A 12,691-nucleotide genomic window follows, 5' to 3' on the forward strand; every position below is an offset into this window, starting at 1 on the left:
TGAACAGCTATCGCGCGATGACGGTGCTGCCACCGACCTTACCAGTGGCGGAGGTCAGCTTCCGAGCCCGCAGCATGCGATATAGCTGCTGACCGGCATAACCGATTCCAATATGCCGCTCCCGCGCAAAGGATCTTCCCCAGCCCGCAGGCAAGCGGCTGTTGCCGTTCCCAACGATAGCGGATGCCATGCCAATCAGATAGCGGGTTGCCTGCCGCAGGTCTCAGTTCGACGTGCGCGCCAAAAACTCGCGGACCGCGGCGATCACGACCTCATGCGCTTCGGCATGGACCGCGTGGTTCGCGTTCGGCACTTCGAGAAGCTCGCCCTTGGGGATGCTTTCGGCGATCAGCCGCGAATGGTTCGGCGGGCAGATCCAGTCTTCGGCACCACAGACAACCAGCGTCGGAACCGGAATATCCTTCAGCTTGTCGCGCAGGTCGTAAAGTCGTTCCTTGAACAGCGCGTTATGGGTTTCGGCATGCAAATGCATGGTGCGGGTGCGTTCTAGCGCGGCATCCGGATCGAATTTCTCGTAATAGAGCGGCTGCAGCGCCAGCCAGATCAGGCGCAGCTCGGTATCGTCCTTGACCCGGTCGGAGAACATCTTGTCGAGCATGTCGAGGGAGGCGCTGGTTGCCTTGTGAATGCGCTGCTTGAACACCACCATGGCATCGTCTTCGTGGTGATAGCTGGCGGCGGTCCCACGCAGGATCAGCCGCGACAGGTTCTGGCCATATTTCACGGCATAGGTGAGCGCGATCATGCCGCCGAACGAGCCGCCCTCGAGAATGATCTTGCGGCCGCCGCACAGGTTCATGCGAAAGGCTTCGACGTCATCGGCCAACTGCTCGAACGTGTAGGGAGGCGTCAGGCTCGTCTCCCCGCAACCGCGCTGATCATAGGCGATGACACGGTATTTGTCCGACAAGACCTTGTAGGCGTTGAACTCTCCGTGGCGGTCGCCGATGCCGCGCCCGCCATGCAGCGCAATGATCGGCTCGGCATCGGGATTGCCGATGTCGTCATAGACAAAGGTGGCGTTGTTGAGTGTCACTGTCGGCATGGGACTATCCTATCCTGCTGATATGGCGTCTGAGTAGGTGCTTCTGTCGGATCGCCATCGTCCGGCTGGTGCTGGATCCGACAACTGTCATGGGCCAATGGAAGACCATCCCGCCTCGTGTGAAGCGGGATGGCGACATCTGGCGTCCTGGGCCTCAGTTGGCCGCAGGCTTCATGTCGAAAGCGCGGACCCAGTCGTCGCCCCGAGCGGCCCAGGTGATACGCTTGGACAGGCCGTAGGTCGCGGGCTGGGTATAGAGGAAGAGCGCCGGCGCCTCGTCGCACATCACCTCGGTCGCCTTCTTGTAGGCGGCCTGGCGCTTCGCCACATCCATGGTCGAGCGGCCGTCCGCCAAGGCTTTTCCGAAATCGGCATTCTCCCAATAGGCGTACATGTTGCCTGGCGCGAACAGGGTCAGAAGACCATCGGCATCGATCGTCGGCCAGGCCTGGCTGAGCAGGCTCATGCGACCGAGGTCCTTGGTCTTCAGATACTTGTCCATATAGGCGCTGAACTGCATCTCGACGATCTTGGTCTTGACGCCGATCTCTTCCAGCTGGCTGGCGACCGCCTGGACGACTTCCTCGCCGTTGAGGTAGATGCCTGTCGGCACTTCGATTTCGATCGGCTCGGCCGGCGCACCGCCTGCCTTCTTCAAAAGTTCGGCCGCCTTTTCCGGATCATAGGCGTAGGGCTTCAGATCGGCATTGAAGCCGAAATAGCTCTTCGATGTTACCTGGCACTTGGCGATCTCGGCCTGGTCGTTGAAGATCGCCTTGACGATGCCTTCCTTGTCGACGGCGTAGTTCAGCGCCTGGCGAAGCAGTTTGTTGTCGAGCGGCGGCTTCAGCGTGTTGAACTTGATGAACGCGGTGCGGGTGCTCGGCACCGCGCCGGCCTGGGCGCTGCCGCTCGTCTTGATCCGGGTAATTTCCGTGGTCGGGATCGAGTTGATGAAATCGACCTCGCCCGCAAGCAGCGCGGCGACACGGCTGGCGGCATCCGGAATGATGCGGACAACGACCTTGCTGAAATCCGGCTTCGCACCCCAGTATTGCGGATTGGCGTCGAGCGTGATGCTCTCGCCGGGCTTGACGGAGGAGACGACATAGGCGCCGCCCGACGCGGTCTCGGTCGCCGGCTTATGATTGGCGGCCCATTTCGGCGGCAGCAGGAAGAACATGGACAGCTGGCCGATCATCGCCGGATAGGGCGAGCTCGTCTTGATCTCGATCTCGGTCGGGCTGATGATCTTGACGTCGGAGATCAGCGTGAACCACGCTTTGATGCGGGCATTGACGGCCGGGTCGCGCACGCGGTCAAAATTCCATTTGACCACTTCGGCATCGATCTTCTCGCCATCGTTAAACGTGGCGTCCGACCGCAGCTTGATGCGCCAAGTCAGATCGTCGACGCTCGTCCATTCGGTTGCAAGAGCCGGAGCAATCTTCATGTCGGGGCTGCGCAGAACCAGCGACGGATAGATGTGGCTGAGCAGGCTGAGGTCGGTGCCGACGGATGCCGTCATATGCGGATCGAACGTGTTGATCGTGTTGGTGATCGCGATGGTCAGCGTCTTGTCCTGTGCAAGCGCCGATGTCGATATCGTGGCGCCGAGCGAAAGTGCGGCGATTGCCGCGGCGATTGATTTTCTGGTCATGCCCATTCCCTTCTGATTAATTCCCGTTGGTTTTTCATGGGTTTACACCGCGTTCTCAAGGGACGCTTTTCCTCTATTTTACGTCCTTGAGTATAAGCGGATCGAATTTGCAAGGATCGCAGAACGTTTCGATCGTTCGCCTGCTGGGAGCGACGATTGGCTTGTCCGGGGGCTGGCGGTCATGCTGTTTCCTCCCTTCCGTTCATTTGGCTTCGACAGGTACGGAATGACCAAGCGTGTGCATCAGTCGGTTCGCCCAGCCGAAAATGGCGGCGGAGTGGACGAGGTCGACGATCTCGGCCTTCGACATGCCATGATCGCGAAGGGCCTGTACCTGCTCCTTGGTGGCCTGCGACGGCGTCTCGGACAGCGCCTTGCAGAAATCGGCGATCGCCTGGGTCCTGGCATCGAACGGACCTTCGAGGCCCCGCACATAGATCTCCTCGACGACATCCTCGCGGCCCGACAGTTCGACATAACGGCGGGCATGGACCGACGCGCAGTAGACGCAGCGATTGACGGCGGAGGCGACGAGCGCGCCGAGTTCGCGCTCGGCTCGGTCGAGACCGCCCTTGGCATACATGATGGCGTTGAACAGTTTCGTGCGGGCCACGTAGGATTCCGGATCATGCGCGAGCGTGCGCACATAGGGGGAAACCTTGGTATTGGACGGGGTCACCTGCATCGCAGCCAGCTGTTCTTCGCTCGCCGTGGCAACGTCGACCGGCTCGATATAGGGCGACCAGGAGAGCGCCTTGACCTTGAAACGCGCCGTGCTCATTCGACCTCCTCCAGCAGGCTGAGGCCGGCAAGGACGCGGGCCTCGTAGTTGACGAAGGCAATCAGCTCGGACAGCGCGATGATCTGCGGATTGGTGAGGCCCGCCTTTTCGAGGCGCTCGATATCCGCCCTGCTGCTGTTGCGCGGCGTCTGGGTGACGAGGTCGGCGTGGCGGATAATGGCACTTGTAAAGGCATCGGCGGCCGCCGCGGTTTCAGCACCCGAGGCGATCGAGGCCAGGTCCGCATCGCTGCCGGCTTCGTCCAGCATCAGATCGTAGACCGCTGCCAGGTCCTCGCGTCCGATGGAGCGGGCCATGCGGGAGGCGAGCGCGGCGCGCAGTGCATGGCTGAGGCCAAAGCCATGATTTGGACTGAGCACCGTTTCGCGGCAGAGCTCGGTGCCCTCCACGAATTCCGGTCGTTCGCGGCGGATCGCGTAGAGCTCGGAGCCCGGCTTCAAGCCAGATAGGATGTCGATCTGGTCCAAGTCACTCATTCCCATCATAGGTTCCACCTGCGGATCCGGGCCATGGACGGATCGAGATCAGGCATGAATTGGGGGCGGTCGCCTGCGACAGATGCGAGGCGGGTGTAATCGCTGTCAGCGTATTCGGGTTGCCGCCGTGGTCGACGCCCTGCGCATCGGGGCGGAACCAGCCGCCGGTCGCAAGCACGGCGACGCCGGGCATCAGGCCACCGTCGATCGTCAGCGCCGCGATCGTTCGGCCGCGGTCGTTGTAAAGCTCGCAAAGGTCGTCCTGTTTCAGGGTAAGACGTTTGGCGTCGATCTCGCTCAGCGTGAACCGCTCGTAGCCGTCAAGCTTGGCCGCCTGGCTCGCGGGACCGTATTCGAGCTGGCCATGCAGGCGGTGGGCGGGTTGCGGAGACAGGAGATGGAACGGATGTTTCGCCGAAAGCGGTGCGCCAAGCCACTCCTCCGGCGCCAGCCAGACGGGATGGCCGGCGATGTCGGAATAACCGAAGCCGCGGACAGCGCTCGACCCGATTTCGATCCTCCCGCTCGCTGTTTTCAGCGGGGCGGCATCCGGGTCTCTTACGAAATCTCGAAAATGGTTCGCGGGCGACGGCGCAAGCTCGCCTTCATCAAGCGCGGCATAACCGCGAACGCGAAACGCCTGGAAATCCGGCAGTTCCGGATAACGCTCCCGATAACCTTCGTAGATCCGGGCAAGCCAGTCGTCGGTGGTCAACCCCTCGTCGAACTGCTGGCGGCAACCGAGTTCTTCGGCGATCAGGCAATAGGCGTCGTGATCGGTCAAGACACCGGCCGGCGGATCCATCACACGGCGGCTGTAGACCAGCCAGTTCTCGCGCGACGCCGCCGCGACATCGTCGCGCTCGAAGGGAAACGCCGACGGAAGCACGATGTCCGCCATCTTGGCGGTGGCAGTCCACATGTTCTCGGTGACGATCACGGTCTCGGGGCGCCGGAAAGCCTCGGCCAGCCGGTTGAGATCCTGATGATGGTGGAAGGGATTGCCGCCGGCCCACCAGACGAGCCGGATATCCGGCAGTTCGAGAACCTGTCCGTCGTAGTCGATCCGCCCGCCCGGATTTTCGAGCAGATCTGTGATCCGCGCCACCGGAATGAAGCTGCGGACCGGGTTGCGGCCTTGTTCGAATGCCGGCCCTTTCAGTCGCCGCACAGGCTGGCCGACGGAATTGACGGCTGTCAGCCCGAAGGCGAAACCGCAGCCGCGCTTGCCGACATGACCCGCCATCGAGGCGAGCGCGATCGCCGCCCAGAACGGCTGTTCGCCACGCCGCGCCCGTTGCAGCGACCAGGCGACGTTAACCAGGCTCGGCGCGTCATGCAAGTCTTCGGCGATCTCGACGATGGTTTTCGCCGGCACGCCGGAAATGGCCGAGGCCCATTCGGCATCCTTCGCGATGCCGTCCGCCTCGCCGACCAGATAGCTCTCGAAATCGCAATAGCCGGTCGTGCAGCGTTTCAGGAAATCGCGGTCGAACAGGCCTTGGCTCAGCAGCGTATGGCACATGCCGAGCATGACAGCGGCATCCGTATTCGGGCGCAGGGGAATATGCCGGACGTTCGCACCGGAGGGCGCATCGCCCGAAGCGGGGCTGAACACGACGATGCGCGCACCCTTGTCCTGACAGCGCCGCAGCCATTCGACGGCGCGGTGGCTGCCGGTCCCTCCCGACTCGACCTGCGCATTGCTCAGCCGGAAGCCGCCGAACCCGACCAGCAGCTGACAGCCTTCGGAAATGTCGTTCCAGGACGGCGAGGTATCGCAGGCGTCCTTGTAGTCCGGCCCCAGGATATGCGGCAGAAGGACGGCCGCAGCACCATAGGAATAGCTGTTGACGGAAGAGGTGAAGCCGCCGGCGAGATTGAGCAGGCGCTTGAGCTGGCTTTGCGCATGGTGGAAACGGCCGGCGCTAGCCCAGCCGTAGGAGCCGGCGAAAATCGTCTGGTTGCCGTGGAGCTCGCGCACGCGCCGAAGCTCGCCAGCGATCAGGCCTGCAGCCTTGTCCCAGCTTATCTCGACGAAATCCTCGCGGCCGCGCGAAACGCCGGTGGCGGCAAGAGGCCCCTTCTCCAGCCAGGACTTGCGGACCACCGGGGCGCGAATGCGCTCCGGATGGTCGGCCAGATCCAGGTAACCGAGACCCATTTCCGAAGGGTCCGGATCGTGGCGGAACGGCAGGAGCTTGCGCTTCCCGTTCGCATCCGTGCCGACTTCGTAAGTGCCGAAATGGGTTGCGAACAGATGCGTCATTTTCTCAAACCTCCAGTACGAAATGACGGTTGCCGACGGGCCGCAGAACGGCTTCCTCCCGCGGCAGGTTGGCGCCGACGTCGAAGACGAGCGGGCGGCGGTCACGTTCGATATCCGGGTCGGGAACCGGGATCGCCGAAAGCAGCGCTTTCGTATAGGCATGCTGCGGGTTTTCGAAAATCGCGTCGCAGGGACCGATTTCGACGATGCGCCCGCGCAGCATGACGGCCACCCGGTGGCAGAGGTAGCGGATCATCGACAGGTCGTGGGCGATGAACAGGTAGGTCAATCCCAGCTCGTCCTGCAGATCCTGGAAGAGGTTGACGATCTGCGCCTGGATCGACACGTCGAGTGCGGTGATCGGCTCGTCGGCCACGATGAAGGCAGGATTGAGCGCGATCGCCCGTGCGATATTGACGCGCTGGCGCTGGCCGCCGGAAAACTCGTGCGGATAACGCTTCATGAAGGACGGATCGAGGCCGACTTTGGTAAACAGCGAGGCGACCCGATCCTCACGCTCGCGGCGCGAACTGGCCAGATTATGAACCTCCAGCGGCTCACCGACAAATTCGCCCACTGTCATGCGCGGATTGAGCGAGGCATAGGGGTCCTGGAAGATGACCTGCATGTCGCGCCGGTAAGGCTTCAGCATCGCCTTGCTCAGGCCGGTGATGTTCTCACCCTTGTAGAGGATGTCGCCGCCGGTCGGCGCCTCGAGCTGTAGCAGCACACGGCCAGTCGTGCTCTTGCCCGAGCCGGATTCTCCGACAAGGCCGAGCGTTTCGCCGGGGGCGATGTCGAAGCTGACATTGTTGACGGCCTTCAGGGCCGGCATCGAGCCGCCGAACAAACGCTTCTCGCCGCCATAGGTCTTGCAGAGGTTCTGGACTGAAACGAGCGGCGTCATGTTGCTCTCGCTCATGGTTGCACCTGCGTGGCGGCAATCTCGGCACGAAGATCGTACCAGGCGGCCGCCCTGTGGCCGGCAACGCTGCCCTCAACTTCGCCAAGCGGCGGCGTCTCGATGCGGCAACGCTCTGTCGCGAAGGGATTGCGCGGCGCGAAAGGATCGCCGATCGGCTCTTTGGTCAGGTCCGGCGGATTGCCGGGGATCTGGTAAAGCCGGGTCACGCCTCGACGGCCGCCATGTGGCAGCGACTTCAGAAGGCCCCAGGTATAGGCGTTGCGGGGATCGTGGAACACGGCGCGGACCGGGCCGCGTTCCATGATCCGGCCACCATACATGACCTGAACCGTATCGGCGAGGCCGGCGACGACGCCCATGTCATGGGTGATCCAGATGACGGTGGTGCCGATCTTCTTCTTGAGATCGCGCACCAGATCGAGGATTTGCGCCTGGACGGTGACGTCGAGCGCCGTGGTCGCCTCGTCGGCGATCAGCAGCTTCGGATTGCACGAAATGCCGATCGCGATCATCACGCGCTGGCGCATGCCGCCGGAAAACTCGTGCGGATATTGTCTGGCGCGGCGGGCGGCATCGGGGATGCCGACAAGTTCGAGAAGTTCGACGACGCGCCTCCGCGCCTGACTTACCGACATGCCGAAATGCCGCCGCAGCGGCTCGGCGATCTGCCGCTCGATGGTCAGGACCGGATTGAGCGAGGTCATCGGATCCTGGAAAACGAAGCCGATTTCCTTGCCGCGCACTTCGAACAGTTCGCGTTGCGACAGGGCCAGCAGGTCGCGGCCGTTGAACAGGACTTCGCCGCGGACGATGCGGCCGGGCGGCGTCGCGATCAGCCCGACCATCGACAGGGCATGGACACTCTTGCCCGAGCCGGATTCGCCGACGATGCCGAGCGTCTCGCCCTCTTCCAGGCTGTAGGACACGTCGTTGACGGCATGCACGGTGCCGGCCGGCGTGTCGAACGCGACGGTAAGATTGCGGACCTCGAGCAGGGGTGCCATCGGACGCTCAGACCTCCAGATAGCCGCCGGCCGAGCGGGTCAGATACTCGCGGCCGGTCTCGGTGACGAGAACGGTATCGGAGATCTGCGTCGCGCAGACGCCGGGAACGCGGATATTGGGCTCGAAGGTGAAGATCATGCCCGGTTCGAGCACAAGCGAAGACGACGCATCGAGCGAGGAATGTTCGTGTGCGCCGAGCCCGATCCCGTGGCCGATGCGGCCCGGAATGTTGGCACCATAACCACGCGCGTTCAGGCTCTCGCGGGTCTTTTCGAACAGGTCCTTGTAGGGCGTGCCGGGCCTGATCAGGGCATCGACCTCTTCGCGGATGTCGAGAATGGCGTCGAGCGCCCGCTTGTTGGTTTCCGGCAGCGGGCCCATCGCGATGGTGCGCTCGTTTTCGGCGTGGATGCCGTTGGCGATCGTCCAGATCAGCACCGACACAGCCTCGCCGCGCTGAGGCTTGCGCTGGGTGGGGTTGTCGCAATTGTAGAACATGCGCGGCCCCGAGAGAACCCAGGTGGCCATGCCGTTCTGGACCCCGCCTTCCAGCGAGCCGAAGTCGCAGACCTCGACATCGGGATATTCGGCGGTCCACAGCGTGTTCATCGCATGCATGGAGGCGATGGCGACCTCCCGCTCGTTGCCGCCGGCGGCAAGGGTTGCGATCGCCGTATCCATGCCAAGATCGGCCGCCCGCGCGGCGATGCGGGCATTGGCGATCTCGTCCGGGTCCTTGATCAGGCGGCAATGGTCGATCAGATGGCTGACATCGGCGAATGCCGCGTCCGGCAGCGCCTTGCGCAACTGGCCGGCCCGCTGGATCGAAATGAATTCCTCCTCGATGCCGACGGTCTTGCCGGCCACGCCGAGATCGGCAAGGATCGAGGCCAGCGCATCCTGCCAGTTCGGCCCCATGGTGACCTTGGTCGACCAGGAACCGTAGAGGCGGATATCCGGCACCCAGGCGCTGGCGCGGCCGTGATCGTCGCGCAGCGCATGCACGAGCATGATCGGGTCATGGTCCGGGGTCAGTATGGCGATCACCGGATGGGAATAGATGATCGGGTTGAAGCCGGTGAAATAGAAGCTGTTTTCCGGTTTGAAGGAGACGATGACATCGACGCCCTGCCTGGCCATCCCGGCCTTCAGGCGTCCGACGCGGGGCGGTAACGTGGAACGGGAAAGCTGGTTCATCGCGTGGTCCTCAATTTCGGATCGAAGTGATCGCGCAGCCAGTCACCCAGAAGGTTGACGCTGAGCACGGTCAGGAGAATGGCAATGCCGGGGAAGGTGACGATCCACCAGGCGGTCGAGATGTAGACACGACCGTCGGCCAGCATGCGGCCCCAGCTCGGATTGGGTGGCTGGACGCCGAGGCCGAGAAACGAAAGCGCCGCATCCATGATGATGATGCGGGCGAGTTCCAGCGTGGCGATCACCAGCGCCGGGGTCATGACGTTCGGCAGCAAGTGCTTGAGCATGATGCGCCAGGTTCCCGCACCGATCGCATGGGCCGACAGGATGAACTCGCGTTCGCGAAGGGCAAGCACCTGGCCACGGATGATGCGGGCGTAGCGGAGCCAGCTCGTCAGGGCGAGCACGATGACGAGGTTGCGGGTCGAGGGTCCGAGCGCCGCAACCACCAGAAGGGCCAGAAGCATCAGCGGCAAAGCGAGCTGGATATCGACGATGCGCATCAGGACGCGATCGACCATGCCGCGGTAATAACCGGCGACAATGCCAAGCAGCGTGCCGACGATGCCGCCCAGAATGACGGCCGCAGCCGCAATCGCCAGCGTGATCCGGCTGCCGTGAACGATACGGGACAGGATATCGCGACCGAGCTCGTCAGTGCCGAGCGGATGGGCGCCGGGCGAAAACAATCCCGTCCAGGTGGGAGCTGCCATGCGGGCAAGCAGGTTGGATCGCGTCGGCACCGGCAGGCCGAGATAGGGCGCGAGAATTGCGGCCAGCACGAAGACCGACACCAGCAGGAAACCGAACAGTCCGGCGCGACTTTTCAGGAGGGCGAGGAAGAACGCTTTCATGGCCGCACCTATCGCCGACGGATGCGCGGATCGAGCACGCCATAGAGCAAATCGACCAACAGGTTGACGACGATGAAGATGGCAGCGACCAGCGCGACCCCCGCCTGGATGACCGGGAAATCCTGGGCCTGGATCGCCTGCATGATGATGCGCCCGACGCCGGGCCAGGCGAACACAGTTTCGATGACCACCGATCCACCGAGAAGCTCGCCGGCGATGATGCCGATCATCGTAATCACCGGGATCAGCGCGTTTCGTGCGATGTGCCAGAAGAACACGGTGCGCGGCAGCAAGCCCTTGGCCCGCGCGGTTCGAACGTAATCCTCGCGCATGATGTCGAGCAGCGACGATCGGAGCAGACGGGCGATCGAGGCCGACACGAAGACCGACAGCGTCAGTCCCGGTAGCACCAGATGCGCGATGGTTCCCGAGCCGCCCGTCGGGAACCAGCCGAGATCGACCGAAAAGACCAGGATCAGCATGATGCCGAGCCAGAAAACCGGTGTCGCCTGGCCCAGAAGAGCCGCCACCATGACGATGAACTCGGAGATGGTGCCGCGTTTCAGCGCCGCGATGGCACCGGCCACCGCTCCGATCAGCGTCCCGAACAAAAGCGCGGTACCGGCGAGCGTGGCGGTCACAGGCATGCGTTCGAGAACGACATCCATGGCAGGGCGCTGGTGTTGGAACGAAATGCCGAAATCACCCCGGACCATGGCCAGAACGGAGATGAGATATTGTTCAAGGATCGGGCGATCGAGGCCAAGCGAAGCCCGAAGCGCGTCGAGGTCCTGCTGGCCGGCGCCGACCGGCAGCAGAAGCACGGCCGGGTCGCCGAGAACGCGGCTCACGAAAAAAACGATCGTGACCACGCCCCATATGGCGAGCAGCGATTCTGCCAGCTTGCCGACAAGATAGCGGGTCACGGCCAGTACCTCGCAGCATAGAGAATGACGGTCGTCATTCGGCCGCTCCCTTGAGGAGGGCCGGGATCATCGCGGCGGAATCCGTCCACTCGTCGCCGAGCAGCTCCGGCGTTTCAAAGGCGACGAGATTGGCGAAATGGGTTTCGCGGTCGGCGACGAAGAGATTGCGGGCGATGCCGCGCGCAAGCCGACGACCGCCGTCGCTGACCGCCGGTATATCGCCCGACAACTTGCCGTGGCTGAGCGAGGCCGGATAGTTGAAGCAATGGACGAGATGCAGTGACGGGCAGCTGCCGGGAAGCTTTTCGAGAAATTCGAAATCGGGACCAAGATAGGGAGATGTGGCGAGCTCGCCGTTTTCCATGCCCTTTTCGGGCGTGAAGACGTCGCTCCAGAACTGGATATAAGGCGCAAAATGCTTGAGTTCGGGGCGGCGATCGAGATCGACCCGGAAGCCGGTGGCGAAGATCGCGAAATCATAGTCGACATCGCCGCCGCTCGTTTCGACGACGATATGGTCGCCGCTTTCCCGCAGGCCGGTCACCGCCGTGCCGAGGAAAAACCGGCTGTTTTGATGTTGCGACACCCGCAGGGTGGAATCGCGCGGCGGCGGCGTCTGGGCGCCGAGCACATAGTCGAGGAATTTCCATTTCCACGCATCGCTGAGGCCGGCAAAACCCTGGACGACACCCTGGCTGGCAATGCCGGTGAATTTGTTGATGCGGGGAAGTTCCTTGCGCCGGATGATCATATCGACCTGGCCTGCACCGGCTTCGAGCGCGGTTGCAGCATTGTCCATGGCGGAAGCCCCCGCCCCGACGACCGCGACGCGCTTGCCTTTCAGGGCCGGGAAATCGATCTCGTCGGCGGAATGGGCCCAGAATTTTGACCGTACGCGCTCGACGAATTCCGGCACGTAACCGCCGCCGAGGCCGTCGCGGCCGGTCGCCAGAACCACATGCCGCGCATAAAGTCGTTCCTGTCTGCAGCGTTCAGCATCCCAAACGTCGAGAGCGATCAGGTCTTGGCTGACCGGGATCATTTCGGTGACGGTGACGAGATTGCGGACCGGCAGTTGAAGCACGCGGCGGTACCAGACCAGGTAGTCCATCCACTGCGATTTGGGAATCTTGCCGAGCGCGTCCCATGCCTGCGCGCCGAACTGTGAAACATACCATGCCCTGAATGTCAGCGCCGGCAGGCCCAGCGCCGGCCCCGGCAGCTGCTTGGGAGAGCGTAGCGTTTCCATGCGCGCGAACGTCACCCACGGCCCCTCCTGCCCTTGGGGAGAGCGGTCGAGGCAGACGACGTTATGGATGCCGAGCATTTTCAGCGATGCGGTCGCCACCAGGCCGCACATGCCGGCGCCGATTACGACGGTATCGAAAACTTTTACACCATCATATTCGGTCGGCGGCACCCACTCCTTGGGAGGGAGCTCGAGAAACGACAGGTCTTCGGCAAGCCGCAGTTCAAGCGCTTCTAGGCCTTTCATCCGCTGTGCATCCTGC

11 protein-coding genes are annotated in these 12,691 nt (G+C 63.0%); all 11 read right to left on the reverse strand.

Annotated features, from left to right (window positions below; all coding sequences use genetic code 11):
- Positions 1-223 precede the first annotated feature (223 nt).
- Positions 224-1,066 (reverse strand): alpha/beta fold hydrolase, encoded by an 843-nt coding sequence (locus tag MOV63_RS16250; RefSeq protein ID WP_040124642.1) that lies wholly within the window; start codon positions 1,064-1,066, stop codon positions 224-226.
- A gap of 154 nt (positions 1,067-1,220) precedes the next feature.
- The gene (locus MOV63_RS16255; RefSeq protein ID WP_040125760.1) at positions 1,221-2,726 is read right to left on the reverse strand and encodes an ABC transporter substrate-binding protein; all 1,506 of its coding nucleotides are present in this window, start codon (positions 2,724-2,726) and stop codon (positions 1,221-1,223) included.
- Between the two features lie 202 nt (positions 2,727-2,928).
- Positions 2,929-3,507, reverse strand: a complete 579-nt coding sequence (locus MOV63_RS16260) for a peroxidase-related enzyme (protein WP_040124641.1) — start codon at positions 3,505-3,507, stop codon at positions 2,929-2,931.
- Complete coding sequence (locus tag MOV63_RS16265) at positions 3,504-4,004, reverse strand: CMD domain-containing protein (protein ID WP_040124640.1); 501 nt, start codon at positions 4,002-4,004, stop codon at positions 3,504-3,506. Before MOV63_RS16265 ends, MOV63_RS16260 begins: the two co-directional genes overlap by 4 nt.
- Positions 3,997-6,273: a molybdopterin-dependent oxidoreductase gene (locus MOV63_RS16270; RefSeq protein WP_040124639.1), complete on the reverse strand. Its 2,277-nt coding sequence runs from the start codon at positions 6,271-6,273 to the stop codon at positions 3,997-3,999. Before MOV63_RS16270 ends, MOV63_RS16265 begins: the two co-directional genes overlap by 8 nt.
- A 4-nt stretch (positions 6,274-6,277) precedes the next feature.
- Positions 6,278-7,195 carry an ABC transporter ATP-binding protein gene (locus MOV63_RS16275; RefSeq protein WP_040124637.1) on the reverse strand — a complete coding sequence of 306 codons (918 nt, stop codon included), beginning with the start codon at positions 7,193-7,195 and terminating at the stop codon, positions 6,278-6,280.
- Entirely contained in the window at positions 7,192-8,202 is a 1,011-nt protein-coding gene (locus tag MOV63_RS16280; protein WP_040124636.1) for an ABC transporter ATP-binding protein, read from the reverse strand. The genes MOV63_RS16275 and MOV63_RS16280 overlap by 4 nt, the downstream gene beginning before the upstream one ends.
- Positions 8,203-8,209: 7 nt before the next feature.
- Positions 8,210-9,400 carry a Xaa-Pro peptidase family protein gene (locus MOV63_RS16285; RefSeq protein ID WP_040124634.1) on the reverse strand — a complete coding sequence of 397 codons (1,191 nt, stop codon included), beginning with the start codon at positions 9,398-9,400 and terminating at the stop codon, positions 8,210-8,212.
- Entirely contained in the window at positions 9,397-10,254 is an 858-nt protein-coding gene (locus MOV63_RS16290) for an ABC transporter permease (RefSeq protein ID WP_040124633.1), read from the reverse strand. The genes MOV63_RS16285 and MOV63_RS16290 overlap by 4 nt, the downstream gene beginning before the upstream one ends.
- Positions 10,255-10,262: 8 nt before the next feature.
- A complete protein-coding gene (locus MOV63_RS16295) occupies positions 10,263-11,180 on the reverse strand; it encodes an ABC transporter permease (protein WP_040124631.1) in 918 nt (305 codons plus the stop codon).
- A 34-nt stretch (positions 11,181-11,214) separates the two neighbouring features.
- Entirely contained in the window at positions 11,215-12,675 is a 1,461-nt protein-coding gene (locus MOV63_RS16300; RefSeq protein WP_247034899.1) for an NAD(P)-binding domain-containing protein, read from the reverse strand.
- Positions 12,676-12,691 lie beyond the last annotated feature (16 nt).

This window comes from Neorhizobium sp. SHOUNA12A (assembly GCF_023006505.1).
Taxonomy (GTDB): Bacteria; Pseudomonadota; Alphaproteobacteria; order Rhizobiales; family Rhizobiaceae; genus Neorhizobium.